The organism is Aureimonas endophytica (assembly GCF_014642635.1).
In the GTDB taxonomy this organism is placed as follows: Bacteria; Pseudomonadota; Alphaproteobacteria; order Rhizobiales; family Rhizobiaceae; genus Plantimonas; species Plantimonas endophytica.
The window spans coordinates 919,717-945,543 of sequence record NZ_BMIQ01000001.1 but is presented as its reverse complement, the minus strand read 5'-3'; the positions used below and the strand labels follow the sequence as shown (position 1 = coordinate 945,543).

Annotated in this window: 24 protein-coding genes, 1 tRNA gene and 1 pseudogene; 10 read left to right on the top strand and 16 right to left on the bottom strand. The window is 66.9% G+C overall.

Annotated elements, in window-relative coordinates; all coding sequences use genetic code 11:
- Positions 1 to 61 precede the first annotated feature (61 nt).
- On the top strand, positions 62 to 736 hold the full coding sequence (locus tag IEY14_RS04760) for a DUF1007 family protein (RefSeq protein ID WP_188907022.1): 675 nt from the start codon (positions 62 to 64) through the stop codon (positions 734 to 736).
- 31 nt (positions 737 to 767) lie between these two features.
- Here the strand turns inward: IEY14_RS04760 and IEY14_RS04755 are convergent, their stop codons facing one another.
- From IEY14_RS04755 to IEY14_RS04740, 5 genes are all read right to left on the bottom strand, one after another.
- On the bottom strand, positions 768 to 1,667 hold the full coding sequence (locus IEY14_RS04755; protein WP_188907021.1) for a metal ABC transporter substrate-binding protein: 900 nt from the start codon (positions 1,665 to 1,667) through the stop codon (positions 768 to 770).
- Between the two features lie 30 nt (positions 1,668 to 1,697).
- Positions 1,698 to 2,570: a metal ABC transporter permease gene (locus IEY14_RS04750; protein WP_188907020.1), complete on the bottom strand. Its 873-nt coding sequence runs from the start codon at positions 2,568 to 2,570 to the stop codon at positions 1,698 to 1,700.
- On the bottom strand, positions 2,567 to 3,322 hold the full coding sequence (locus tag IEY14_RS04745; RefSeq protein WP_188907019.1) for a metal ABC transporter ATP-binding protein: 756 nt from the start codon (positions 3,320 to 3,322) through the stop codon (positions 2,567 to 2,569). Before IEY14_RS04745 ends, IEY14_RS04750 begins: the two co-directional genes overlap by 4 nt.
- Complete coding sequence (locus IEY14_RS26090) at positions 3,319 to 3,444, bottom strand: hypothetical protein (RefSeq protein WP_280515014.1); 126 nt, start codon at positions 3,442 to 3,444, stop codon at positions 3,319 to 3,321. Before IEY14_RS26090 ends, IEY14_RS04745 begins: the two co-directional genes overlap by 4 nt.
- Before the next feature lie 153 nt (positions 3,445 to 3,597).
- The gene (locus tag IEY14_RS04740) at positions 3,598 to 3,747 is read right to left on the bottom strand and encodes a hypothetical protein (protein WP_188907018.1); all 150 of its coding nucleotides are present in this window, start codon (positions 3,745 to 3,747) and stop codon (positions 3,598 to 3,600) included.
- Positions 3,748 to 4,264: 517 nt separating this feature from the next.
- Between IEY14_RS04740 and IEY14_RS04735 the strand changes: the two genes are divergently transcribed.
- From IEY14_RS04735 to IEY14_RS04725, 3 genes and pseudogenes are all read left to right on the top strand, one after another.
- Positions 4,265 to 4,480, top strand: coding sequence for a hypothetical protein (locus IEY14_RS04735; RefSeq protein WP_188907017.1), 216 nt, complete (start codon positions 4,265 to 4,267; stop codon positions 4,478 to 4,480).
- Between the two features lie 609 nt (positions 4,481 to 5,089).
- Positions 5,090 to 5,341, top strand: a pseudogene (locus IEY14_RS04730) (tyrosine-type recombinase/integrase); the annotation flags it as partial.
- A 51-nt stretch (positions 5,342 to 5,392) separates the two neighbouring features.
- Positions 5,393 to 6,031: a hypothetical protein gene (locus IEY14_RS04725; RefSeq protein ID WP_188907016.1), complete on the top strand. Its 639-nt coding sequence runs from the start codon at positions 5,393 to 5,395 to the stop codon at positions 6,029 to 6,031.
- Between the two features lie 350 nt (positions 6,032 to 6,381).
- Here IEY14_RS04725 and IEY14_RS04720 read toward each other — a convergent pair.
- Positions 6,382 to 6,457: transfer RNA gene (locus tag IEY14_RS04720), tRNA-Ile, on the bottom strand.
- Between the two features lie 183 nt (positions 6,458 to 6,640).
- Between IEY14_RS04720 and IEY14_RS04715 the strand changes: the two genes are divergently transcribed.
- Together IEY14_RS04715 and IEY14_RS04710 are read left to right on the top strand one after the other, a co-directional pair.
- The gene (locus IEY14_RS04715; protein WP_210318269.1) at positions 6,641 to 7,117 is read left to right on the top strand and encodes a DUF2934 domain-containing protein; all 477 of its coding nucleotides are present in this window, start codon (positions 6,641 to 6,643) and stop codon (positions 7,115 to 7,117) included.
- 14 nt (positions 7,118 to 7,131) lie between these two features.
- Positions 7,132 to 7,464, top strand: a complete 333-nt coding sequence (locus tag IEY14_RS04710; protein WP_188907014.1) for a hypothetical protein — start codon at positions 7,132 to 7,134, stop codon at positions 7,462 to 7,464.
- A gap of 4 nt (positions 7,465 to 7,468) precedes the next feature.
- On the opposite strand, the gene IEY14_RS04705 is transcribed toward IEY14_RS04710, so the two are convergent.
- The 3 genes from IEY14_RS04705 to IEY14_RS04695 all read right to left on the bottom strand — a co-directional run bounded on the left by IEY14_RS04705 (position 7,469) and on the right by IEY14_RS04695 (position 10,528).
- Complete coding sequence (locus IEY14_RS04705) at positions 7,469 to 8,218, bottom strand: HAD family hydrolase (protein ID WP_188907013.1); 750 nt, start codon at positions 8,216 to 8,218, stop codon at positions 7,469 to 7,471.
- Positions 8,215 to 9,051, bottom strand: coding sequence for a nitrilase-related carbon-nitrogen hydrolase (locus IEY14_RS04700; RefSeq protein ID WP_188907012.1), 837 nt, complete (start codon positions 9,049 to 9,051; stop codon positions 8,215 to 8,217). Before IEY14_RS04700 ends, IEY14_RS04705 begins: the two co-directional genes overlap by 4 nt.
- Before the next feature lie 97 nt (positions 9,052 to 9,148).
- Positions 9,149 to 10,528 carry an aspartate aminotransferase family protein gene (locus IEY14_RS04695; protein ID WP_188907011.1) on the bottom strand — a complete coding sequence of 460 codons (1,380 nt, stop codon included), beginning with the start codon at positions 10,526 to 10,528 and terminating at the stop codon, positions 9,149 to 9,151.
- A gap of 155 nt (positions 10,529 to 10,683) precedes the next feature.
- On the opposite strand from IEY14_RS04695, the gene IEY14_RS04690 reads away from it, so the two are divergent.
- Positions 10,684 to 10,914, top strand: coding sequence for a hypothetical protein (locus IEY14_RS04690; RefSeq protein ID WP_188907010.1), 231 nt, complete (start codon positions 10,684 to 10,686; stop codon positions 10,912 to 10,914).
- Here IEY14_RS04690 and IEY14_RS04685 read toward each other — a convergent pair whose 3' ends face one another.
- Positions 10,915 to 11,484, bottom strand: a complete 570-nt coding sequence (locus tag IEY14_RS04685; protein WP_188907009.1) for a DNA-3-methyladenine glycosylase — start codon at positions 11,482 to 11,484, stop codon at positions 10,915 to 10,917.
- 131 nt (positions 11,485 to 11,615) lie between these two features.
- Here IEY14_RS04685 and metH point away from each other — a divergent pair, with 131 nt between their 5' ends.
- On the top strand, positions 11,616 to 15,380 hold the full coding sequence (metH, locus tag IEY14_RS04680; RefSeq protein ID WP_188907008.1) for a methionine synthase: 3,765 nt from the start codon (positions 11,616 to 11,618) through the stop codon (positions 15,378 to 15,380).
- A gap of 75 nt (positions 15,381 to 15,455) precedes the next feature.
- Here metH and IEY14_RS04675 read toward each other — a convergent pair whose 3' ends face one another.
- A complete protein-coding gene (locus IEY14_RS04675; protein ID WP_188907007.1) occupies positions 15,456 to 16,241 on the bottom strand; it encodes a DUF2076 domain-containing protein in 786 nt (261 codons plus the stop codon).
- Between the two features lie 213 nt (positions 16,242 to 16,454).
- Here IEY14_RS04675 and IEY14_RS04670 point away from each other — a divergent pair, with 213 nt between their 5' ends.
- Entirely contained in the window at positions 16,455 to 16,889 is a 435-nt protein-coding gene (locus IEY14_RS04670) for an NUDIX hydrolase (RefSeq protein WP_188907006.1), read from the top strand.
- A 4-nt stretch (positions 16,890 to 16,893) separates the two neighbouring features.
- Here IEY14_RS04670 and IEY14_RS04665 read toward each other — a convergent pair whose 3' ends face one another.
- The 4 genes from IEY14_RS04665 to IEY14_RS04650 form a co-directional block, all read right to left on the bottom strand.
- The gene (locus IEY14_RS04665; protein WP_188907005.1) at positions 16,894 to 17,526 is read right to left on the bottom strand and encodes an exopolysaccharide biosynthesis protein; all 633 of its coding nucleotides are present in this window, start codon (positions 17,524 to 17,526) and stop codon (positions 16,894 to 16,896) included.
- A 95-nt stretch (positions 17,527 to 17,621) separates the two neighbouring features.
- Entirely contained in the window at positions 17,622 to 19,520 is a 1,899-nt protein-coding gene (locus tag IEY14_RS04660; RefSeq protein ID WP_188907004.1) for a potassium transporter Kup, read from the bottom strand.
- A 218-nt stretch (positions 19,521 to 19,738) separates the two neighbouring features.
- Positions 19,739 to 22,921, bottom strand: a complete 3,183-nt coding sequence (locus tag IEY14_RS04655; RefSeq protein ID WP_373288907.1) for an efflux RND transporter permease subunit — start codon at positions 22,919 to 22,921, stop codon at positions 19,739 to 19,741.
- On the bottom strand, positions 22,918 to 24,444 hold the full coding sequence (locus IEY14_RS04650; protein ID WP_188907003.1) for an efflux RND transporter periplasmic adaptor subunit: 1,527 nt from the start codon (positions 24,442 to 24,444) through the stop codon (positions 22,918 to 22,920). The genes IEY14_RS04655 and IEY14_RS04650 overlap by 4 nt, the downstream gene beginning before the upstream one ends.
- 82 nt (positions 24,445 to 24,526) lie before the next feature.
- Between IEY14_RS04650 and IEY14_RS04645 the strand changes: the two genes are divergently transcribed.
- On the top strand, positions 24,527 to 25,156 hold the full coding sequence (locus IEY14_RS04645) for a TetR family transcriptional regulator (RefSeq protein ID WP_188907002.1): 630 nt from the start codon (positions 24,527 to 24,529) through the stop codon (positions 25,154 to 25,156).
- On the opposite strand, the gene IEY14_RS04640 is transcribed toward IEY14_RS04645, so the two are convergent.
- The gene (locus IEY14_RS04640) at positions 25,157 to 25,825 is read right to left on the bottom strand and encodes a DUF1045 domain-containing protein (RefSeq protein WP_188907001.1); all 669 of its coding nucleotides are present in this window, start codon (positions 25,823 to 25,825) and stop codon (positions 25,157 to 25,159) included.
- Positions 25,826 to 25,827 lie beyond the last annotated feature (2 nt).

Here is a 25,827-nt window from a genome sequence, read left to right as displayed (position 1 = left end):
CGATCTCAATTCGGCCATTCTCGCAGAGCCTGTCGGAGGACGAGACAGGAACCCCGAATCCATGACCAAGACACGGGCATTTCTCGCGGCCGCGGCGTTCGCCATCCTCGCCGCGCCGGGCGCCGCCAAGGCCCATCCCCACGTCTTCGTCGAGCCGAGGATCGAGATCGACGTCGCGCCGGACGGCCGCCTTCAGGCTCTGCGCAACGACTGGTCAATGGACGAGATGTTCTCTTCCAGCGTCGTCGTGGATTTCGACAAGAATGGCGACGGCAAGCTGGACAAGGACGAACTGGCGGCGATCGGCAAACAGGTCGCCGGGTCGATCGCCCGCTGGTCCTATTACACCTTCGTGCGCCGGAACGGCGTCGTGGTGGCGATGCAGGCGCCGCCGGCGCTGGATGTCAGCTATGACGAGAAGCGCGGCCGGCTGCGCTTCCAATTCGCGCTGAAGCCGAAGGAGGCGCTGGACGTGAAGGCCGGCGACCTGTCCTTCTCGAATTTCGACGACACCTATTTCGTCGCCTTCGACTTCAAGGGGACGAAGGATTTCGTGGTGAAGGGCATGCCGGCCGGTTGCCGCACGGACATGAACGCGCCGAGCCCGGACGAGGCGGCGAAATCCTGGATGGCGTCGATCGCCGCCATCCCGGCGGATGCGCCGGTGCCGGACGACGGCATCAAGTTCTCGCAGGTCCTGTCGACGAAGTTCCAGGTGACCTGCCGGAAGGGGTGAGGGCGCCGCGACCGGCGCCCTCGGGTCTTTCTCAGTTCGTCTTCGCCAGCGCGTTGGCGACCTGATCGACATTGTAGCGGAACATCCTGGCATAGGTCGGCGCCGGGCCGTCCTTGGCCGAGAGCGACTCGACATAGAGCTCGCCGCCGGCCTTCGCCCCGGTCGCTTCGGCGATCTGGCGCACGAGACGCGGATCGTTGGAGTTCTCGAAGAAATAGGTCGAGATCTTCTCGCGCTTGATCTGGTCGATCAGCTTGGCGACATCGGTGGCCGAGGCCTCGCTCTCCGTCGAGAGGCCAAGCGGCGAGAGGAAGGTGATGCCATAGGCATCGCCGAAATAACCGAAGGCATCGTGGCTGGTCAGGATGCGGCGATCGCCTTCCGGCGTCTTGGCGAAGCGCTGCTTGGCGTAGGTGTCGAGCTCATGCAGCTCCGCGTCGTAGCGGGCGGCGTTCTTCTTGAAGGTCTCGGCATCCGCCGGATCGGCCTTGGCGAGCGCCGCCTCGATGGCCGCGACCCAGACCCGCACGTTCTTCGGATCGTTCCAGACATGCGGATCGGTGACGTCCTGGCCGTCCTCCTCCATCTGGCGCGTCTTCACCTTGGCGGAGGCGACGACGGGCTCGCCCTTGTAGCCGGAGGCCTTGATCAGCCGGTTCATCCAGCCTTCCATGCCGAGACCGTTGACGAAGACGAGATCGGCGGCCTTCAGATGCTTGGCGTCGTCGGGCGAGGGCTCGTATTCATGGGGGTCGCCGTTCGGCCCGACGAGGGTCGTGACCGTCACCTTGTCGCCGCCGACCTCCGACACGACGTCGCCCAGCACGCTGAAGCTGGCGACGACATTCAGCGTCTTGGCATAGGCGGCGGGCACGGCTCCGAGAATCGCGGACGTGCAGGCAAGCGCGAGGACGAGGCGTCGCGTCATCATGGCAGGTCTCCTTTGTTGGCAGGCGGGTGTTCAGGCGGCCTTGTGCCGCCGTCGGGGCAGGTTGCGCGCCAGCGCGCCGCTCGGCGCGAAGACGAGCGACAGGCAGTAGATCGCGCCGGCGAAGAGCAGGATCGTCGGGCCGGAGGGCAGGCCGAGGCGGAAGGAGGCGACGAGGCCGAGATAGCCGGACACGAAGGCGATGGCCGCCGCCGTCGCCATCATCGCCGGCAGCCGTTTCGTCCAGAGCTGCGCGGCGGAGGCGGGCAGCATCATCAGCCCGACGGCCATCAGCGTGCCGAGCGTCTGGAAGCCGGCGACGAGATTGATGACGACCAGAAACAGGAACAGGAAGTGGAACAGCCCGTCGCGCACGCCGACCGCCCGCAGGAAGCCGGGATCGAGCGATTGCAGCAGAAGCGGGCGGTAGAAGAGGGCGACCGTCAGCATGGTGAAGCTGGCGATTCCGCCGATCAGGAAAAGGGCCGAGGAATCGATCGCCAGGATCGTGCCGAAGAGCACATGCAGGAGATCGACATTCGAGCCGCGCAGCGACACGATCAACACGCCGAGGCTGAGCGAGATCAAATAGAAGCCGGCGAAGCTCGCATCCTCGCGCAGGGCCGTCGCGCGGCTGGCGAGGCCCGCGAGGCCGGCCACCGCGAGCCCCGCGACGAGGCCGCCGAGACCCATGGCCGGCAGCGAGAAGCCGGCGACGAGAAAGCCGACCGCCGCGCCCGGCAGCACCGCATGGCTCAGCGCGTCGCCGACGAGGCTCATCCGCCGCAGGACGAGCAGCACGCCGATCGGCCCGGCGCCGAGGCCGAGCGCGAGGCAGGCGATCAGCGCCCGGCGCATGAAGCCGTAATCGACGAAAGGCCCGAGAAGGAGGTCGTGGAGGCTCATGCGACGCGCCGGTCGTCACCGACCGTGCAGAGCTCGGCATCCTCGTTCCAGGCCTCGGCCATCGCCCGCGCCTTCAGAAGGTTTTCCGCCGAGAGCGCGTCCGCCGTCGCGCCCCAGGCGATCATCTCGCGGGCCAGCAGCAGGGTCTGGGGAAAGTTCTCGCGCACTTGGTTCAGATCGTGGACCACCGCCACGACGGTGCGCCCCTCGCCATGCCAGCGCTGGACGATGCCGAGAAGATCGGCCGTGGTCCGGGCGTCGATCGCGGTGAAGGGCTCGTCGAGCAGGACGACGCGCGCGTCCTGCAGGAGCAGCCGCGCGAAGAGCACGCGCTGGAACTGGCCGGCCGAGAGCTCGCCGATCGCGCGGCGCTCGAAGCCTTCGAGTCCGACGCTCGCCAGCGCCTCGACGGCGCGCTGCGCGTCGCTGCGGCGCAGGGCGCCGAACAGGCCGAAGCGGCTCCAGGCGCCGAGCGCCACCATGTCGGCGACGGTGATTGGGAAGCTGCGGTCGATCTCCGCCGCCTGCGGCAGATAGGCGACGTCGGCCGCCCGGATGCCCGTCCGCGCGATGCGCCCGGTGGAGAGGGGCAGATAGCCCATCATCGCCTTCAGGAGCGTCGACTTGCCGGCGCCGTTCGGCCCGACGATGCCGGTGAGGCTGCCGCTCGCGAAGACGCCGGAAAGGTGATGCACCGCCGGATGGCGGCCATAGGCGACGGTGACGTTGTCGAGGGTCAGCGGCGCCGTCATGGCAGGAGCACCGCCCAGAGGATGCCGAGCCAGAGGAAGACGATCGCGCCGAGCGCGATCCCGAGCCGGACCATGGCCGATTGCGCGAGCAGGGAACGGGGCAGGGGATCGGAACGAGACATCGCGTAAGCCTGGGCGACCGAGATCGGCGCCCTTCGGATGCGATGTCTAATGTGATAACATTACGCTGTCAACGCGAGCGAGCCATCGTGGCGAGGCGGCTCTGACGAAAGGGGGGAAACGGCGCTGGTAGCGAGGAGCCCGGAGGGGCCGGTTCAGCGCTGGAGGGAAATGCTGTCGTCGAATTTACGCTCGTCGGCCTCGATGATCCGCCCGCTGGCATACATCGCGAGGAAACCCACAGACAGCGCAATGCAGGGTAGGGCGACCAAGGTGGTAACGACGCTAAGGACGATGGTTGACATCATGAGCTCCCGGTTCAGCTGCACGAGGCAGGTCTTACCTCCGCCAAATATCGGCCCCTTTGGTTAACCCGAACTTGCTGGATGGGCAAAAACTTTTGTCCGATTTGCTGAAATTTGTTACCGGCGACAGCAATCGGGACTTGCCCTCGACGTGGCGCAAACCCCGACCCTTCTAGGGGAAAGCGCTTCGGTTCGCCGATAAGGAGCCCGGCGGCGTGTCGGTGCCGCCCGGGCATTGGCCATGGATTTTTCCCCTCTCTCGACCCTCTCCTACCCGATCCCGGCCCGAGACGGACCGACGCTCATGAGACGGTCCGTTCCGCGAGCCGACGTTGTTGTCACTCGAGCCGGACTGTCGGATGGCTGCCACAAACAGCAATCAAAGGTTGCGATCTCAGTATAGTTGCAAGTAAAGATTGCAATTATGCCGGAAAATTTGCTTGTAACCTTAGGGTAGAACGTGCTACCTATGAGAGGGCGGAAGTTGTTGCCTTGTTACCGACCGGCTGACTATTGCATGATCAACAGAATCGATGTGCCAATGACGGTTCTGCATGTCGTTGCTTCTTTGTTTCTCACCGGCCTCTTTTGGAGTGCCGATATACTCGACATGGAATCGGCCCCTGAAGAACTTCTTGCCTGCTTTGCGCTCAATGCGCTGACTCTTTGGGCGCTTCGCCGGGTGGGACGCGCTGTCCTTGCGCAGGTCCGCCAGTGGGATGTGTCACGCTGAGCGGTGCGCGGCGATATTGCCGCGCCGCATGCTCTTCACGTCATATGCGCCCCATCGGCGACATGATGGCCCCGGAGACGAAATCTCGGACAATCCTGAGGCCATCACGCTCCAGATCGAGCCCCCGGAAAATCGCGTTGGTCAGGCTCGCCTGCTCGCCCTCGCCGGCCCTCGGCGTCGGGCGCCCCTTGCGCCAGTCGCGAAGACCGGCGAGCCCCTGGCATCGTAAGCGCATTCCCGGTCACGCAGCGTCTGCCGGTCCATGCCCGCCGCTTCCGCAACTTGCGCCCGGCTCATACCCGACAGCGCGCTCGCCGGCCCAAGGAGCGGAGAGGCCGCGCGCCCAGTCGTCTCGCGGCGCATCAAGGCGCGAAATCACGGAATGAAGCGAATAAAATCGAAAGCTCGAGGCGTGGTAGGCCCAGAGGAACCAAGGAAATCGCCTTAGAGCGTTGTTACCGCTTAGCTTTACTGGTTGCCCATACCAGTAGTACTACCACTCACACCAACACTTTTTGGGATTGCATGTGATTTCTGTGGGCGATCAACTCAAAATGAACGCTCGCCGGGTATCCCAGTCACTCTCCCACTCCGCCGACCGACTGGCGTCCGAAAAGTACCGGCCGCATGGCCGATTGGACGAACAGCGCCAACATTCCGAAAGGCTTCACACTTCACGGCCTTAGAAAAACGCTTGATAAAATGTTGGCGGAGACCGGCGCGACGACGCATCAGCTGATGGACACACTCGGCAATGACAACATCGCGCATGCGGAACCGTACAGTAGTGAAGCGGAACAGCAACGGCTTGCACGCGACGCTATGGACAAATTGAGCAGGTCCTTAACCCGCTACAAATAGAATTGATGGAGGATCCATAAAGTCCAGACCTTGTTGCGCTTCGAGTTGACGATGAAAATTGAGACCACAGTCGCCTTTGAATTCTCAAATTACTTTAAAGATGTTGCTTCCGAATTCGGCTACAAGGGATACGCGTTTCCGCTAAACGGTCAAGATCGCGACGCAGGAGCAGACTTCCTGTTATCTCAGACAACAACTTTCGCGCTTGTGGAATTCAAGTCTGACGAGACAGATATCAAGAAAGAGAAAATCAAACCCAAACGTCTACAACTTTGCAGGCTGCTCGAACTGAACCCTCAGATGCAAGCGCTCCACGATATTACCCATTTCGTTGGGTGGGCGAACGCGAAGTCTGCCATCCATTTCAACATCTACCGTCATGAAGTGTGCAATCGTCTGATTTTTACAGGCGACTACCAGCTCCAGGCGATGGGTCCCGGCAGCGCATCAAGAAAAAACTCTTATGATTTCGTAACCGAATTTCTCAATGGCAGGCTATCGCTACCTCTAGAGGCCTTCGAAGCATATCTAGTTTGGCTGCTTGAGGACGCCAGCTCAAGTGGGCAAAGCTCACTAAGCGTGGCCGCACGCGATCCCCACTCCAAAGAATGCATGCTGACGAGATTCTCGACAATTAGAGAGCTTTACGATTGGATGAACGAGAAGAAGCCTTCCCTTCGTTTGCCATAATCTACCGCACGTCGAGGAGCATATTCGACCATTAGCGGAATATCGTTCGAACAACTGATGGTTGGATTCCAGAGCCGTCGGTCGACATGGGGCCGGCCATGGGACTCGAACCCGCGACGGGTGGGGCTTGAACGAAGTGAGAAGAAGCAAATCAGTTCGAGCATCTGATTCAATGCTGAGGAATCGTCAGTTTGTTGGCATCGCGGTAAACGGCGAAATCTGATGCCAACAACTGTGCTAACAAATTGGATCGCTGGGGTGTCCAGAGGCGTTCCAGGTGATTCAGAAAGCCCGGAAACGCTAGGGCCAGGGAGACGCCTGTGGACGGTATGGGACGCCTATGAACGGATTGGTAGGCCCGGAGGGACTTGAACCCCCAACCAAGCGGTTATGAGCCGCCGGCTCTAACCATTGAGCTACGGGCCCGAGCCCTTCTCGCCTAGCGGAAAGCCCGGTTTCCCTCAAGCTCTCCCGTGCAAGTTTCGTCGGCCCCCCTGTCTTCGCGGCGCGACTGCCCCATTATCGCCTCGTGAGACGAGGGGCGGGCTGCCCGCCGCGGGACAGGGACGCGCGGAGCGGCCGCGGGCGGACCCGAAGAGGATGGACGCGATGAACGAGGACGAGGAACGGGTCCGCCAGGAGGCCCACAAGCTTTGGGAGCAGGAGGGTCGGCCCGAAGGTCGCTCGGAGCGGCACTGGGCCGAGGCGCGCGAGATCGTCGCGCTGCGCGACAGCATGCAAGTGACGCTGACCCCCGTCGCCGAGACCCTGGACGATCCCGTCGAGCCGGCCTTCGCCGCGCAGAACCAGGGCGACATTCCGGGCATCACCGATCGCGGCGACGAGGTGCCCGCTCCCGATCTCGCGGCGGCTCGGGAGGTCGCCGACGAGCACCCGCTCGTCACCGATCGCCAGGAGGGCGCCGGCAAGAAGGGCGCGGCGAAGTCGAAACCCGCCGATCCGAAGGCGAGCGCCGGGAAGCCGGCATCCAAATCCGCCAAGGATTCGGGAAAACCAAAAGCCAAGCCCGCTAAGGGCGCCGAGAAGGACACGTCGAAGCGCCGCGGCAAGGCGGCGGAGGCGTGAACAGGGAAGAGGCCATGCCGAAACTCAGACAGGAAGAGCGCGACGAGGCCCTGCCGCAGGACCGGGCCTATGCGAACGAGGCGGATCTCGATCCGTCGGATCGCGCGCTGCTCGGCCTCGAAGCCGAGGACGAGAACCGCGACGCCGAGGATCGGGAAGCGGGAACGCTGGCCGATGACGACGACGTTCATCGCGATGTCGGCACGCGCCCGCGCAGCGAGGCGACGGCCACGGAGCCGTATAACGACGACCAGGAAACCCTGGACGGTCTGGACGAGCTGGAGGAATCCCTGCGCGAGCAGGCCGAGGACCGGCCCACCGGCAGCGGCGGCGATTACGAGACCTGAAGGCTCAGCGGTCTGACAGGCCGAGCCCGGCGAGCAGTCCGGCGAGATCGGGAACGGTGAGGCTCGGCAGGTCGCCGAGCTGCCCCGCCGCCCGCTCAGTGCGGACGATGCCGACCGGCACGGCACCGGCGCCGATCGCCGCATGCATGTCGTGCGGCGAATCGCCCACGAGCGCCACCGCCAGCGGCGCCACGTCGACCGCCGCCGCGAAGCGCGTGACCATGCCGCTGCCCGGCTTCGCGCCATGGCCTGAATCGTAGCCCGCGACGAAATCGAAGAGATCCGCGATGGCGAGCCGGTGGAGATGGGCCTTCGCGGTCGCCTCGCTGTCATTGGTGGCGAGGCCGATCGGCAGGCCGGCATCGCGCAAGGCGGCGAGCGCGGCGGCGACATCGGCATAGGCGGTCAGGTGCCGGAGGCTCGCGGCGCGGAACAGGGCGTCGACCCGCGTCTTGAAGGCCTCGTCATAGGGCCGGCCGAGGATCGTCGCCCAGGCCGGCGCGAAATCGTCGGTATAGCCGCCGATGACCGGCGAATCCGGCAAGAAGCCGCCCGTTTCCGGCAGGAAGCCGCAGGAGGCGGCGAGGCGCTCGAACAGCGCGGCATCGCCGCCGGACAGTTCGCGCAGCACCTCGGCCGTCGCCGGTCCCCAGGTCGCGTCGAAATCGAGCAGCGTGCCGTCCTTGTCGAACAGCACGGCCTCGACCAGAGCGAGGGCGGGATGCCGGGCTGGCTGCTCGGAACCCTCGGTCATCGCGTCCAAAGCTCGTCCTCGCGTTCCATCGCCGTCAGCGCCCGCTCGCGCAGGAGGGTCGCGGCGCGCAGCTCGTCCAGATAGGGATTGATCGCGACGGCGGTCGCATAGTCCGTGCCGTCGATCGTCGCGTCGATCGTCGCCGGCCGGTCTTCCGGCGCCAGCGCGATGCGGCTGCCGTCCGGCGCCGCGATGCAGGAGAGGCCCTGATAGGCGAAGCGCCCGTCGCGGCCGACATGGTTCACATAGACGACGAAGAGGTGGTTCTCGAAGGCGCGCACCGGCACCACGCTTTCGGCGATGAAGCGCGAGGCCTCGCCGGCGGGCAGGGCCGTCGGCACGAAGACGATCTCGGCCCCCGCCAACGCCAGTTCGCGCACCCGTTCCGGGAACTCGACGTCGAAGCAGACGAGGACCCCGGCCTTGGCGCCGGCCACCTCGAAGATCGGCGAGGCCTTCGTGCCGGGCACGAAGAGCGCCTTCTCGTAGTCGCCGTAGAGATGCTGCTTGGCATAGACGATCGGCGCCTGTTTCGGCTGGGCGACGACGGCGGCGTTGACGACGCCGCCCTCCGCCCGGACGGCGAGGCCGAGAATGACGGTGACCTCGTGATCGTCGGCGAGCTGGCGGATCTCGGACAGCGTCACCCCGTCGGCCGCTTCCGCGCCGTCGCGGATGACGTCGCCAGCGCCGTAGCCGGTCGGCGCGAGCTCCGGGAAGACCACGACATCGGCGCCGTCCGAGGCGGCGTCGGCGATCAGCCAGCGGATCGCGGCGAGGCGCGATCCGGCTTCCAGCTCCTCGGCGGGCATCTGACAGGCACGAACTTGCATCACCGCTTCCGCCTCACGTTTCACTTGCCGGGTTTTCGGGCCATGGTCGCGGCAAGATTAGGGCGGAGAGCTCCGCTCCGCCGTCTTTTCGCGGCGTTCAAGCCGGCGCCAGCGCGGCGGTCGCCTGATGGAAGGCGCGCTCGAAGCGGTCGAGCATCTCGATCATCTCCGCCTCCGTGATGATCAGCGGCGGGCAGAAGGCGATCTGGTCGCCGATGGCGCGGATGATGACGCCATGCTCGTGCCCGGCATCGAAGATCGCGAGGCCGAGCTTGCCGACGGGATCGAAGCGCGCCTTGGTCGCCTTGTCGGCGACGAGCTCGATGGCGGCGATGAGGCCGATGCCGCGCACCTCGCCGACGAGCGGATGATCGGCGAAGCGGCGCCGCAGCTCGCGCTGCATCACCTCGCCGACGGCGCGGGCATTCTCCACGAGGCCATTTTCCTCGATGATCGCGAGATTCTCGAGGCCGACCGCCGTCGCCACCGGATGGGCGCCGGCCGTGAAGCCATGGCCGAGCGTGCCGATCTTCGCCGAATTGTCGGCGATCGCCTGATAGATGGCGTCGGAGATGAGGAGGGCGGCGAGCGGCTGGTAGGAGGAGGTGATCTGCTTCGACAGGACGAGGATGTCCGGATCGATGCCGTAATATTCGCAGGCGAACATGGTGCCGAGGCGGCCGAAGCCGTTGATCACCTCGTCGGCGACGATCAGGATGTCGTAGCGCCGGCAAACGGCCTGCACCTTTTCCCAGTAGCCGGCCGGCGGCGGGATGACGCCGCCGGCGCCCATCAGCGGCTCGCCGATGAAGGCGGCGATCGTGTCCGGCCCGGCTTCGAGGATCGTCGCTTCCAGCTCCTCGGCGAGACGGGTGGAGAAGGCCTCCTCGCTCTCGCCCGGCTGGGCGTAGCGATAGAAATGCGGCGTCGTGACGTGCTTCACCGGGATGATCGGCAGGTCGAAGTCGCGATGGTTGGTGGGAAGGCCGGTCAGCGAGCCGGCCGCGATGGTGATGCCGTGATAGCCGCCCTGGCGGGCGATGAAGGTCTTCTTGGCGTGAAGGCCGCGCGCATTGTTGTAGTACCAGACGAGCTTGACGGCGGTGTCGTTGGCCTCCGAGCCGGAATTGGTGAAGAACACCTTGGTCAGCCGCTCGGGGCTGATCCGCACCAGCGCCTCGGCGAGCAGCACCGCCGGCTCGTTCGATTTGTGGCTGAAGGAATGGTAGTAGGGCAGCTTCTGGAGCTGCCGGTAGGCCGCGTCCGCCAGGCGCTTCTCGCCGAAGCCGACCGCGACGCTCCACAGCCCCGCCATCGCCTCGATATAGGACCGGCCCTCGTCGTCGAAGACATGGATGCCCTCGCCCCGATCGATGATGATCGGACCGCGTTCCTCGTGGCGGCGGGCATTGGTCACGGCGTGGAGAAGATATTCCACGTCGCGGGCATGGATCGAGTTCGGCAGGCTGCTGGGCATGGACGGGCGCTCGTCGCGGCTAAGAAGAAGCCGAGCCTAACCGCTTGGCCCGCCAAGCGCAAAGCCTCGGCGCGACGTGTCGCGTCAGACTTCGCCGAACCGCGCGGCCCCGCCATGCGTTGCCTCCATGACAGTTTTCCTGTGAGGACCGAGCCATGCCGAACGATCCGATCCGCACCATTTCCCGCAATTCCGCGCCGGAGCACGAGCGCGTCTCGCCGCATGGCGAGGCGCCGAAGAGTTCGGACACGCTGGCGAACGCGCGCGGCGGGCCGGATGCCGATCATCACCCGGAAGCGGCCGCCAGCACGCTCGCCGACGAGGAGGCCGGCGCTTCGGGGCGCGACGACGACGGGGGCGGGATCGAGCCGTTGAAGCGGCGCTGATCAGGCGGCCGGATCGGCGAAGCGCTTCGACAGGAAGGGCGAGCCTTGGAGGCCGAAGCGCCAGGGCGTGTCGATGCCCTTCGAGATGCCGATGCGCGGCCCGATGGCCACCAGGGGCACCGCGCCTCTCGGCTCGACCCGGAACGGCGGCTGGTCGAGCGGCAGGCCGTAATGCGACAGGTCGATGCCGAGCGCCTGGCCGACCTTGCCTGGCCCGGAGGCGAGTTGCAGCGGATTTGCAAGACCGCGCCGGGCCGCCATGCGGTCGAGCCCGGCCGTCGGCTCCAGCGCACGGATCAGGACGCCCGCGCCGTCGCCTTCCGGCTCGCAGGTGAAGTTGAGGCACCAGTGAATGCCGTAGGAGCGATAGACATAGGCATGGCCGGGCGGACCGTACATCGCGAGATTGCGCCCGCGCGGGCCGCCATAGGCGTGGGAGGCCGGATCAGCCTCGTCATAGGCCTCGGTCTCCACGATGAGGCCGCCGACCCCGTCGACGAAGAGGGCGCAGCCGATGAGATCCGCCGCGACGCTGGCGGCCGATCGGGCAAAGAAGGACTTCTCGATCATCGCCCGTCTCTATAGAGCCAGGACGGGGATCGCGTCAGCCATGCCGATGACTTGCGGGCAGGTGGCGAGATCATATAAAGAAATCTTTATATCTTGATGCCGAGCTTGCGTTCGGACGGGACGAAGAACCGATGAGCGAGATCAGCGACAGTCTTTTCGGCGCGGTGGGCGGCGCGGCCCGGCCGGAGGCGCGCGCGGCGCTGGCCAAGGCCGCCGCCGAGCGCATCCTCATTCTCGACGGCGCCATGGGCACGCAGATCCAGGGGCTCGGTCTCGACGAGGAGCATTTCCGCGGCGACCGTTTCCAGGCCTGCGAATGCCATCTGAAGGGCAATAACGACCTTCTGATCCTGACCCAGCCGAAGGCGATCGAGGACATCCACTACGCCTATGCGAAGGCGGGCGCGGACATCATCGAGACCAACACCTTCTCCTCGACCTCGATCGCCCAGGCGGACTACGCCATGGAGGATCAGGTCTACGAGCTGAACCGCGACGGCGCGCGGCTGGTGCGGCGCGCCTGCCTCAGGGCCGAGGCGGAGGACGGCAAGCGCCGCTTCGTCGCCGGGGCGCTCGGGCCGACGAACCGCACCGCCTCGATCTCGCCGGACGTCAACAATCCCGGCTTCCGGGCCGTCAGCTTCGACGAGCTGCGCCTCGCCTATGCCGAGCAGGTGCGCGGCCTCGTCGATGGCGGCGCCGACCTCATCCTGATCGAGACGATCTTCGACACGCTGAACGCCAAGGCGGCGATCTTCGCGGCGCGCGAGGTCTTCGCCGAGAAGCGGCTCGAACTGCCGATCATGATTTCCGGCACGATCACCGACCGGTCCGGCCGCACCCTGTCCGGCCAGACGCCGACCGCCTTCTGGCATTCGGTGCGCCATGCGCGGCCCTTCACCATCGGGCTCAACTGCGCGCTCGGCGCCGCCGCCATGCGCGACCATCTGGCGGAGATCGCGGGCGTCGCCGACACGCTCGTCTGCTCCTATCCGAATGCCGGCCTGCCGAACGAGTTCGGCCAGTATGACGAGACGCCGGACATGATGGCCCGGCAGATCGCGGGCTTCGCCGAGGAGGGGCTGATCAACATCGTCGGCGGCTGCTGCGGCTCGACGCCGGACCATATCCGGGCGATCGCCGAGGCGGTGGCGGGCAGGGCGCCGCGCCGCGTGCCGAAGATCGCGCCGCAGATGCGCCTGTCGGGCCTCGAGCCCTTCGTGCTGACGCCGGAGATTCCCTTCGTGAATGTCGGCGAGCGGACCAACGTCACCGGCTCGGCGCGCTTCCGCAAGCTGATCACCAACAACGACTATACGGCGGCGCTCGGCGTCGCGCGCGACCAGGTGGAGAACGGCGCGCAGGTCATCGACATCAACATGGACGAGGGTCTGATCGACTCCAGGCAGGCCATGGTCGATTACCTGAATCTCGTCGCCGCCGAGCCGGACATCGCCCGCGTGCCGGTGATGATCGATTCCTCCAAGTTCGAGGTGATCGAGGCGGGCCTGAAATGTGTCCAGGGCAAGCCGCTCGTCAATTCGATCTCGATGAAGGAAGGCGAGGAGGCATTCCTCCAGGCGGCGAAGCTGGTGCGCGACTACGGCGCGGCGGTCGTCGTCATGGCCTTCGACGAGGCCGGCCAGGCCGACACGCTGGAGCGCAAGGTCGAGATCTGCACCAGGGCCTACAAGCTCCTCACCGAGACGATCGGCTTCCCGCCGGAGGACATCGTCTTCGACCCGAACATCTTCGCCGTCGCGACCGGCATCGAGGAGCACAACGGCTATGGCATCGCCTTCATCGAGGCGGTGCGCACGATCCGCCGCACCCTGCCGCATGCCCATATCTCGGGCGGCGTCTCGAATCTCTCGTTCTCGTTTCGCGGCAACGAGCCGGTGCGCGAGGCGATGCATGCCGTGTTCCTCTACCATGCGATCCAGGCCGGCATGGACATGGGCATCGTCAATGCCGGCCAGCTCGCCGTCTATGACGCGATCGACCCGGAGCTGCGCGAGGCCTGCGAGGATGTCGTGCTCAATCGCCGGCCGGATGCGACCGATCGGCTGCTGGCGCTGGCCGAGCGCTTCCGGGGCACCGGCGCCCGGGAGGCGAAGGGCCAGGATCTCGCCTGGCGCGAATGGCCGGTCGGCAAGCGGCTGGAACACGCGCTGGTCAACGGCATCACCGATTTCATCGAGGCCGACACCGAGGAGGCGCGGAGCGCGGCCGAGCGCCCGCTCCATGTGATCGAGGGGCCGCTGATGGCCGGCATGAACGTCGTCGGCGACCTGTTCGGCGCCGGCAAGATGTTCCTGCCGCAGGTGGTGAAGTCGGCCCGCGTCATGAAGCAGGCCGTCGCCTATCTCCTGCCTTACATGGAGGCGGAGAAGGCGGCCGAGGGCGGCGGGCGCAAGGCCGCCGGCAAGATCCTGATGGCGACGGTGAAGGGCGATGTCCACGACATCGGCAAGAACATCGTCGGCGTCGTCCTCGCCTGCAACAATTACGAGATCATCGATCTCGGCGTCATGGTGCCCTCGGCCCGCATTCTGGAAGAAGCCAGGAAGCACGGCGTCGACGTCATCGGCCTGTCGGGCCTCATCACGCCCTCGCTGGACGAGATGGTGCATGTCGCGGCCGAGATGGAGCGCGAGGGGCTGGCGATTCCGCTCCTGATCGGCGGGGCGACGACGAGCCGCGTCCATACGGCGGTGAAGATCGATCCGAGCTATCGCGCCGGCCAGACGGTCTACGTGACGGATGCGAGCCGCGCCGTCGGCGTCGTCTCGAACCTCCTCTCGCCGGACACCCGCGACACCTATATCGCCTCGATCCGCGAGGAATATGCCAAGGTCGCCGCCAGCCATGCGCGGGCCGAGGCCGAGAAGAAGCGCCTGCCGCTGGAGCGCGCCCGCGAGAACGCGCTGCGGCTCGACTGGGCCGCCTATGAGCCGACGCGGCCGAGCTTCCTCGGCACGCGCGTCTTCGAGACCTACGATCTCGAACGCCTCGCCCGCTATATCGACTGGACGCCCTTCTTCCAGACCTGGGAGCTGAAGGGCCGCTACCCGCAGATCCTGGAGGACGAGAAGCAGGCGGCCGCCGCCCGGCCGCTCTTCGAGGACGCGCAGGCGATGCTGCGCCAGATCGTCGGGGAGAAATGGTTCGTGCCGAAGGCGGTGGTGGGTTTCTGGCCGGCCAATGCCGAGGGCGACGATATCCGCCTCTTCGCCGACGAAGGGCGCGGCGACCTGCTCGCGACCTTCTACACGCTCCGCCAGCAGCTTTCGAAGCGGGGCGAGGGGCGGGCCAATCTGGCGCTGGCCGATTTCGTCGCGCCGCGCGCCACCGGCACGCCCGACTATGTCGGCGGCTTCGTGGTGACGGCGGGCATCGAGGAGGAGGCGATCGCCGAGCGCTTCGCCCGGGCCAATGACGACTATGCGGCGATCATGGTGAAGGCGCTCGCCGACCGCTTCGCCGAGGCCTTCGCCGAGGAGCTGCACGAGCGGGTGCGGCGCGAGCTCTGGGCCTATGCGCCGGACGAGGCGCTGGCGCCGGAGGAACTCATCGCCGAGACCTATCGCGGCATCCGGCCGGCGCCCGGCTATCCGGCGCAGCCCGACCATACGGAGAAGGCGACGCTGTTCCGGCTGCTCGACGCGGAGGCGCGGATCGGCGTGAAACTGACGGAGAGCTATGCGATGTGGCCGGGCTCGTCGGTCTCGGGCCTCTATATCGGCCATCCCGAGGCGCATTATTTCGGCGTCGCCAAGGTCGAGCGCGATCAGGTCGAGGACTATGCGGCGAGGAAGGGTATGGCCGTCGCCGAGGTCGAACGCTGGCTCGGGCCGATCCTCAACTACACGCCGATGGCCGCGGCCGCCGAATAGCGGAACGGGGCGGCGCGCCGCCGCCCCGGCATCATGGACGAGGAGCGGCGCCGGCCGAAGCCGGCGCCGCGAAGATCAGACCTCTTCCGAATCGTCGAAGCCGGAATCGTCGTAGCCGCCGTCGTCATAGGACGCGTCCTGATAGCCGGCATCGCTCTCGTAGCCGCCCTGATCGGCCACTTCGCGCTGGCCGCCGTCCTGGCCGCCCTCGTAGATGTTCGTCGTCTCGTTCACGACTTCGCTGACCTGCTCGCCGGCGCCGCCGAAGAGGCCGCCGCCATGGCCGCCGAACATCGAGCCGATGGCATTGCCGAGAACGACGCCGCCGGCGACGCCCATCGCCGTCTGCGCGGCGCCGGCAAGAAAGCCGCCGCCACCCCCGCCCATGCCGCGCCCGAAGCCGCCCTGCGGCGGCGGGGCATAACCCTGCGGCGCGTATTGGCTCTGCGGGGGATATTGCGGCGGCTGCGGCTGGGCATATTGCGGCGCCTGCTGCGCGCCGCCGCCGCCCCAGGGACCGCCCTGCGGCGCCGGGCGCGGCGCGGCCTGGCCGGCACCGCCGCCGCCGCCGAACATGCGCGACAGGAAGCCGCCGCTCTCGGCCGGCTGCTGCGGCTCGCGGGCGGCCGAGGCGCTCTGCTCCAGCCGGCGCTTCAGGTCCTCGATCTCCTGCTGCTTGGCGTTCAGCGCCATGTCCTGCATGACGATCGTCTGCGCCATGTAATAGGGCGCGCCCGGCAGCCGCTGGACTTCGTCAGAGATGGTGCGCTCGGCCTCGGTGTCGCGCGGCCCTGCCTGCCGCTCGACATCGCGCAGCTTCTTGAACAGATCGGAGATCGCGTCGCGGTCCCGGGAATCCATTACATCCTCCTTTTTGCCTAAACCCGCATGCCGGGCCGCTTGAAAGGCGAGAGTGAGATGGGTATCGCCAAACCGATCCGCCAGTTCCGTCGTTTCACGTTCATCAGGCGCGTGCGGAAAGCTTTCCGCCGCATGTCGCAATCTCGACATCGTGTCGCTATTTCTCTGTCTAGACTTTGCTGCGGCGCAAAGCGAAACCGATCTGGAGACGAAATGGCCTCTTCGAAGCGCAACAAGCAGTATGGTGCGCTTCCCTATCGCATCGGGCAGGACGGGGAGATCGAAGTTCTTCTCGTGACGACGCGCGGCACGGGCCGCTGGATCGTGCCGAAGGGCTGGCCGATGCGGCTCCTGCCGCCGCACAAGGCGGCGGCGCGCGAGGCCTTCGAGGAGGCGGGCGTCATCGGCAAGCCGCGCCGCAAGGCGGTCGGCTCCTTCGACTACGACAAGCTCACCGACGACGGCAGCATGATCCGCTGCACCGTCCGCGTCTTTCCGCTGAAGGTGGAGCGGCTGGAGGAGAACTGGCGGGAGGCGCTGCAGCGCCGCCGGCAATGGTTCGGCCGGTCGGAAGCGGCCGATCTCGTCGAGGAGCCGGAATTGAAGGACATCCTGCGCAGCTACAGCCCGCCCAGCGGCAACGGCTGACCGTTCAGGCGAAGACGCGCTCGATCAGGAGGAGAGCCGCCTCGATCGCCACGAGCACCACGCCCGAGACGATCACCGCCGACAGGACGGACAGCACCAGACCGACCAGCACCCAGAGGCCGTCGCGCTCCAGAAGCGCCAGCGACAGGACGCAGATGGTGACGGCCGGCAGCATGTTGCCGAGCGGGATCGGCAGGAACAGGATCACCGACATCAGGAGGCAGAGCGCTCCGATCAGATACTCGCCGGGCGGCCGGGCGAGGAAGCCGAGGCGCGGCCGCAGCAGGCGTTCGGCCCGCACGATCCACGGCGCGACGCGCTCCATCATCTTCGCGAAGTCGGCCCGCAGCATGGAGCGGTTGGCGATCACCGCCGGCAGCCAGGGCTTGCGCCCGAAGGTGAGCTGCGCGGCGAGAAAGATCAGCGGCGCGCCGAGAATGGCCGAGGTGCCCGGCGGCGTCGGGATGGCGTTCGGCACGGCGAAGATCAGCATCAGCGCGCCGAAGGCACGGTCTTGGAGCGCGGTCACCAGATCGGCGACCGAGACGCGCTCGCGGCTTTCGTCGCGGGCGATCGCGAGAAGGATCTCCGCGAGCCGGCGCTTGAGCAGGGGCGGCGGGGCAAGTCCGTCGTCCATCACGTCTTTTTCCGTCCCTGGAGCGCTCGCCGCCCGCCTCTAGCACGCCGATCCGAGACGGTGGAAGACCAAGGCGGGCGATGCCCGCCGCCTCGTCAGATCGTGAACTGCTGGCCCATCTCGACGACGCGGTTGGTCGGCAGGCAGTAGTAGTTGGACGTGTCGGCCGCCGAGATCGCCATGGAGATATAGAGCCGGTCCTGCCATTGCGGCATGCCGACATTAGCCGTCGCGCGGAAGACGCGGCGCGACAGGAAGAACGAGGTCGACATGATCTCGAACTTCAGGCCCTTCTTCTTGGCGAGCGACAGGGCCTTCGGCACGTTCGGCTCTTCCATATAGCCGAAGGTCAGGAAGACGCGGGTGAAGAGGTCGGAGATCGGCTCGATCCGCACCCGGTCCTCCAAGGCGACGCGCGGCGTGTTCTCCACCACGATCGTCATGATGATGTTGCGCTCGTGCAGGACGCCGTTGTGCTTCAGATTGTGCATCAGCGCGCTCGGCGCCATCTGCGTGTCCGAGGTCAGGAACACCGCCGTGCCGCGCGCCCGCATCGGCTGCGAGCGTTGCAGCATATGGGTGAGGTCGGTCAGCGCGATGCTCTCGCGCCGCGCCTTGGCATAGACGATGCGCGTGCCGCGCATCCAGGTCCACATGACGATGGTCAGGACCGTGGCGAGGCCGAGCGGGGCATAGCCGCCGTCCAGCACCTTCAGCATGTTCGAGCCGAGGAAGACCGATTCGAGCACGAGGAAGGGCGTGACGACGAGCGCCGAGACGATCGGCGACCACTTCCAGAACTTCCAGAAGAACATGAAGGCGAGGATCGAGGTCACGATCATGTTGCCGGTGACGGCGATGCCGTAGGCGCTGGCGAGCTTGCCCGAGGTCTGGAAGGTCCAGACCAGCACCATCACGCCGATGAAGAGGAAGAGATTGACCTTCGGGATATAGATCTGCCCGAACTGTTCCTCCGACGTGTGCTGGATTTCCAGCCGGGGCAGGAGGCCGAGCTGGATCGCCTGCTGGGTGAGGGAGAAGGCGCCGGTGATCACCGCCTGGCTGGCGATCACGGTCGCCATGGCGGCGAGGATGACGAGCGGCAGGCGGGCCCAGTCGGGGGCCATGAGGTAGAACGGATTTTCCAGCGCCGAATTGTCGGCCATGATCAGCGCGCCCTGGCCGAGATAGTTCAGGGCGAGGGCGGGAAAGACGAGGACGATCCAGGCGACGCGGATCGGCTTGCGGCCGAAATGGCCCATATCGGCATAGAGCGCCTCGGCGCCGGTGATGGCGAGGAAGACCGAGCCGAGGATGATCAGCGCCAGGAAGCCGTGGCTGAGCAGGAAGAAGAAGGCGCGGAGCGGATTGAGGGCGTGGAGGATGTCGGGCCGGTCGCCGATATGCAGAAGCCCGAGAAGGCCGATCGCGATGAACCAGACGAGAGTGATGGGACCGAAAAGGGCCGCGATTCGGCCGGTGCCCCGGTTCTGCACGGCGAAGAGCAGGACGAGGATCACGGTGGTGATCGGCAGGATCCAGCGGTCGAGGCCGGGCGTCACCAGCTTCAGGCCCTCGATGGCCGAGAGCACCGAGATCGCCGGCGTGATCACCGCGTCGCCGTAGAAGAGCGAGGCGCCGACGACGCCGATCAGCGCCAGGAACATCTTGCGGCCCATGATGCGCTGCACGAGGGCGAGCAGCGAGAGCGTGCCGCCTTCGCCGTTATTGTCGGCCTGGAGGATCAGGCAGATATATTTGACGGTGACGACGAGCGTCAGCGCCCAGAAGAGCAGCGAGACGACGCCGATGACCTCGGCATCCTCCAGCCCGTCGGCGGCGGCATGCACCACCGCCTCGCGCAGCGCATAGAGCGGGCTCGTCCCGATATCGCCATAGACGACACCGATGCATCCGAGCAGGAGCTTCCAGAAGCCCGAATTGTCATGGCCGCGCTCCTGGGCGAGATGCGGCTGTTCCGTGTCGACTGCCAATCAGCTTCTCCGGGACGCGGCCGGCCGTCCGGGCGGACGAGCGGGCGCGCAACCTTGCGATAGCATCATTCACCACCCCCGAGCGAGGGGCGGTTCAGGATGACGGGCCGCCAGGAATAGGAAATTCTCTCGCATTGCAACCGTCGACGCGGTCGCAGCCGGGAAAAAGCCGGTCGCGGCGGCGGGGAGACGCGAAAGCCGCGTCTCCGCTCCGGGTCTCAGGCGCCGGCCGGCGCCGCCTCGCCATCGCCGCCGGCGCGCGGCGCGCCGCCATCCGAGTCGCTCTTCGGCTCGGCCTTGCGCTCCCGCGTCAGGAGCTTGAAGAACATCGGGATGAAGAAGATCGCGACGAAGGTCGCGAGCAGCATGCCGCCGATGACGCCGGTGCCGATCGAATGGCGGCTCGCCGAGCCGGCGCCGGACGAGATCGCCAGCGGCACGACGCCGAAGATGAAGGCGAGCGAGGTCATGACGATCGGCCGGAAGCGAAGACGGGCGCCCTCCAGCGCGGCATCGAAGGTGGAGAGGCCCTCCTCGCGCTTCATCACGATGAACTCGACGATGAGGATGGCGTTCTTCGCCGCGAGCCCGACCAGCGTGACGAGACCGATCTGGAAATAGACGTCGTTCTGGAGCCCGCGCAGCCAGATGGCGAGGAGGGCGCCGAACATGGCGAAGGGCACCGCCAGGATCACGGCGAGCGGCAGCGACCAGCGCTCGAACTGCGCCGCGAGGATCAGGAACACCATCACCATGCCGAAACCGATGGCGATCGCGCCGGTGCCGCCCGTCGCGAGTTCCTGATAGGCCGAGCCCGTCCATTCGATGGCGAAGCCTTGCGGCAGGTCGCCGGCCACTTCCTGCATCGCCTGGAGCGCCTGGCCGGAGGAATAGCCGGGCGCCGGATTGCCGGTGACCTTCGCCGCCGTGAAGACGTTGAAGCGCTCGATGAGATCGGGGCCGACGATGCGCTGCACCTTCAAGAGCGTGTCGAGCGGGATCATCGCGCCGGAGGTCGCCTTCACATAGACGAACTTCAGGTCCTGCGGCTTCTCGCGGAAGATCGATTCCGACTGAAGGCTGACGCGGTAGTTGCGCCCGAGCAGCGTGAAATCGTTGACATAGAGGCTGCCGAAGGTCGCCTGCATGGTGGAGAAGATGTCAGCGATCGGCACGCCGAGCGCCTTGGCCTTCTCGCGATCGACGTCGATCTTATATTGCGGCACGTTGGGCGAGAAGGTGGTGCGCACGCCCGTCAGCTCCGGCCGCTTCGAGGCCTCGGCGACGAGCTTGTTGGTCGTCTCGACCAGACCCTGGACACCGGACCCGGTGCGGTCCTGCACGTAGAGCTCGAAGCCGCCGGTGGTCGACAGGCCCTGGATCGGCGGCTGGTTGAAGGCCAGCACCATGCCGTCCTTGATGCCGGCATTGGCGCCCATCAGCTGAGCCGGCGTGTTGCGGCCGTCGACGTCGCGCTCGCTCCAGTCCTTCAGGGTGACGAAGGCCGTGCCGGCGCTGGTGCGCTGCGTGCCCGCCAGGAGGTCGAAGCCGGCGAAGGCGACGACATCGGCGACGGCCGGGTTCTTCCGCGCGTTCTCGCTCACCTGGCGCATCACCTCCGTGGTGCGCGACAGCGAGGAGGCCGGCGGCAGGATGCCGACGGCGAAGTTCGAGCCCTGGTCTTCTTCCGGCACCAGCGAGCCGGGAATGGTGGTGAAGAAATAGGCCGCGCCCGCCGTGATGCCGGCGAAGATCAGGAGGCCAACAAGGGCATGGCGCAGGAAGAAGCGCACGCCCGCCACATAGCCGTCGGTCAGCTTCTCGAAGCCGCGGTTGAACAGGCGGAAGGGCAGGAGAGGCTCGCCCTTCGAGGGCTTGAGGATCAGGGCGCAGAGCGCCGGGGTCAGCGTCAGCGCGACGATGCCGGAGATCGTCACCGACACGGCGATCGTCACCGCGAACTGGCGGTACATCACGCCTGCGAGGCCGCCGAGAAAGGCCACCGGCACGAAGACGGCGCAGAGCGTCAGCACGATGGCGATGACCGGCTCGGCGACTTCCTGCATTGCCTTGGTCGCGGCTTCCGGCGGCGGCAGCCCTTCCTCCTCCATGATGCGCTCGGTGTTCTCGAGCACGACGATCGCGTCGTCGACGACGATGCCGATGGCGAGGACGAGCGCGAAGAGCGTCAGGAGGTTGATGGAGAAGCCGAGCGCGAGGAGCGCGCCGAAGGTGCCGATGATCGAGACCGGCACCGCGATGATCGGGATCAGCGTCGCCCGGAACTTCTGCAGGAACAGATAGACGACGATGACGACGAGGATGATCGCCTCGATGAAGGTCTTCACCACCTCCTCGACCGAGGCGACGATGAATTTCGTCGTGTCGTAGGGGATGGCATAGGTGATGCCTTGCGGGAAGGACTGCTGCAACTCGTCCATCGCCGAGCGGATCGACTGCAGCGTCTGGAGCGCGTTCGCACCCGGCTGGAGATAGAAGCCGATCGGGACGGTGGAACTGCCGTTATAGGTGGCGTTGAAGCCGTAGTCCTGGGCGCCCAGTTCGACGCGCGCCACGTCCTTCAGCCGCAGCGTGCCGGCGCTGGTGGCGTCGGATTTCAGGATGATGTTCTCGAAGGCGCTGGCATCCGGCAGGCGGCCGATCGTCGTCACCGAATAGGTGAAGGCGAGTTCGTTGCGGTTCGGCTCGGCGCCGAACTGACCGGCGGCGAATTGCGCGTTCTGCTCCTGGATCGCCGCCTGCACGTCGGCCGGCGTCAGATTGTACTGCGCCAGCGCGTCCGGCCGCAGCCAGATACGCATGGAATAGTCGCGCTGGCCGAAGAGCTGGGCATCGCCGATGCCGGGCAGGCGCTTGATGCGGTCGATGACGTAGAGCAGCGCGTAGTTGGAGACATAGGTCGCGTCGTAGCGCGGATCGCTCGACGTCATGGTCGCGACGGCGAGGATCGAGGACGACCGCTTATTCACCTGGACGCCCAGGCGCTGCACCTCGGTCGGCAGCCGCGACAGCGCCTGCTGCACCCGATTGTTGACGTCGATCGTCGCCTGATCGGGATCGGTGCCGGTCCGGAAGGTGACGGTGATCTGCGTCGTGCCGGCGGCCGAATTGGTCGAGCGCATGTAGAGCATGTTCTCGACGCCGTTCACCTGTTCCTCGATCGTCGCGGCGACGGTCTGGGACAGGGTCTCGGCGCTGGCGCCCGGATAGGACGCGCTGATCACGACTTCCGGCGGCACGAGCTGGGGATATTGCTCGATCGGCAGGTTGAGCATGCCGGCCGCGCCCGCGATCGTGATCACGATGGAGATGACCATCGCGAAGATCGGGCGGCGGACGAAGAAATAGCGGATCTTGGTCGAGCCGAGCGGAGACTTCATTGCGCGGCGCCACCGTTCGAGGTCGTGGCCTTCACGTTCTCGTTGTTCGCATCGCTCTTCGTCGCGTCCACCGGCCCGCCGCCCTGGCCCTGGGCGGCGCCGCGCGACTGCACGCCGCTGCCGAGCGACTGGCCGTCGCCGCTGTCGCCCGCCGGCGCCGAGGCGCCGTTCGCGGCGGGCTTCGGCTGGTTGGCGCCTTCCGCGCCGCCGGAGCCGCTGGGCGCCCCGGCGTCGGGGGCGCCCGCCGCCCCGGCGGCCGGCTGGCCGGTGCCGCCGCCCTTCGCGGACTGATCCTGCCCGGCCGGCGCGGCGGAAGGGGCGACCGGCGCGCCCGGTCGCACCTTGACGACGCCCTCCGTGACGATCCGGTCGCCGGTCTTGAGGCCCGAGGCGACGATGATCTGCTCGTTCATCTCGCGCCCGACCGTGATCGGCCGCACCTGCGCGACATTGTTCTCGTCCAGCGTGAAGACGAACTGGCCCTGCGGATTCTGCATCAGCGCCGCCGCCGGGATCTCGATGGCGTTGTCGAGCGACAGGCCCTGGATCGAGATGCGCACGAACATGCCCGGCAGCAGCCGCTGCTGCGGGTTCTCGAACACCGCGCGGGAGGAGATCGTGCCGGTATTGGTGTCGATCGTCGCCGAGGTGAAGTCGATCGTGCCGGTCTTGTCATAGGTGCTGCCGTCGCCGAACACGACCTCGGCCGACAGGCCGCTCGCCTTGCCGAAGGCGACGCCGCTCTCGATCAGCCGGCGGATCTGCACGGCTTCCGTGTCGGAGGCCGAGAAGTTCACGTAGATCGGGTCGAGCTGGCTGATCTGGGTGAGGAGAGTGTTCGAGCTGACGAGGCTGCCTTCCGGCAATTGCTCGCGGCTGGTGATGCCGCTCACCGGCGCGTTCACCGTCGCATAGGTGAGCTGGAGGTTGGCGGTGTAGAGCTGGGCATTGGCGGCGGCGAGCTGGGCCTCGTTCAGCTGGCGCGTCGCCACCGCGTCGTCGAGCGTCGCGGTGCTGGTCGCGCCGGACTGGACGAGCGAGCGCTGGCGCTCCTCGGTGCGCCGGGCGTTGGTCAGCTGCGCCTCGGCCTGCTGCACGGAGGCCTTCGCCTGTTCGACCGCCGCCTGGTACTGGCGCGGATCGATGCGGAAGAGAACCTGGTTCTGCGCCACGGGCGAGCCTTCCTCGAAGCTGCGCTCCAGGAGAATGCCGCCGACCTGCGCCCGCACCTCGACCTCGCGGGAGGCCGCGACGCGCGCGGCATATTCATAGGTGATGGGCAGGGTCTTGCCCTCGACGGTCATCACGGTCACGGCCGGCGGAGGCTGCTGCTGGCCGCCCTGACCGCCGCCTTGCCCGCCCTGGCCGCCGCCGGCCGCGCGCTGCCCGCCCGAACCGGCCGCGTTGCCGCCGCCCCCCTGGCCACCGCCGCCGCTGCTGGCGCCGCTCTGTTGCGCGAGGGCCGGGCCGGTGGCGAGAAGGCCAGCCAGAAGGGCGATCGAGAGACTCCGGCTGACTGTCATCGAAAACGAACCCACGGGTCGAAAGGTGTATTGCAATGCGGCATACATACATTCATGACTGAATGTAAACAGGGAGCGGCTCGTGCGTCGGACCAAGGAAGAGGCTCAGGAAACACGGGATGCCCTTCTGGACGCGGCGGAAGCGGTCTTCCATCGCGAGGGCGTCGCCCGCGCCACGCTGTCGCAGATAGCGTCCGAGGCGAAGGTGACGAGGGGGGCCATCTACTGGCACTTTTCCGGCAAGGCGGCCCTGTTCAAGGCGATGTGCGAGCGGGTCAGCGCGCCGGAGGAAGAGTTCTTCGTGGAACAGGCCGAGCGGCGCGACGGCGGCACGCTCGCCAATCTGCGGGCGCTCGGCCTCGAAATGGTGCGCCGTTTCGTCGCGAACGGGCATGCACAGCGCGTGCACGAGATCCTGCTCTTCCGCTGCGAATATGTCGGCGAGATGAGCGAGGCGCTGGCCGAGCGCCGCGAGAAGGAAAAGGCCTTCGACCGCGCGGTGCTGGAGGCCTTCGACCATGCGCGGCAGGCCGGCGAGCTCGGCGCCGGCTGGACCTCGGAGCTCGCCGCGGCGGCGCTGCGCTGCGCCGTGATGGGGGCGATCTCCGACTGGCTGCGGCTGGATCGCGGCTATGATCTCATGGAGGTCGCCGCGCTGCTCCTGGACAGCCTGTTCGCGAGCTACTCCCGCGAACGGCCGAGCCGGGCCTGATCAGGCGCCGAAGGGTGCGAGCCTCGCGACGGTGAAGGGCGCGCCGCGCTCTTCCTCGACGAAGAGGGCGAGCCCGCCGATCGCGAGCGGCGCGCCGTCGAATTCGGCGAGGCGCCGGCGCAGGTCCGTCTCCGTCCGCTCCAGCGCGTCGCCGGCAAGCGAATTCGTCAGCGTCATGTGGAAGCGGAATTCGTCGCGGACGTAAGGATAGCCCCAGCGGTCGAGCAGGTTGCGCTGATGCTCGCTGAGGCGCTCGGGCCGTCGCCTTGCCACCTCGTCAGCGGTGAGTGGCGCGCGAAAAGGTTCGAAGGCTTCGAGAATGGCGGATTCCAGCGCGGCGAGGTCGGGGGAGGGCGCAGCCGGCACGAGGGCGAGGAAGCCGTCGAGGCGCGCGATCACCGCCTTCGGCAGATCGAAGGCGCGCCGCGTCGCGGCGAAGGCGTCGAGCGCCGACGCGAGGTCCGCCAGCGTCACGCCGTCCTTCGGTCGGAAGGGCGCGCGCAGCGTCGCATGGAAGCCGTAGCGCGCGGGATCGGCGACGAGCGGATCGATCGCCGGATCGGGAGCGCGGGTGGCGGCGCCCGAAAAGGCGTCGCGCCCGAGCCAGAGCGCGGCGGCCCGCGTCAGAGCGGCGTCGGCGGGCGGCGTGAAGTAGAGGGCGGCGCGCATCC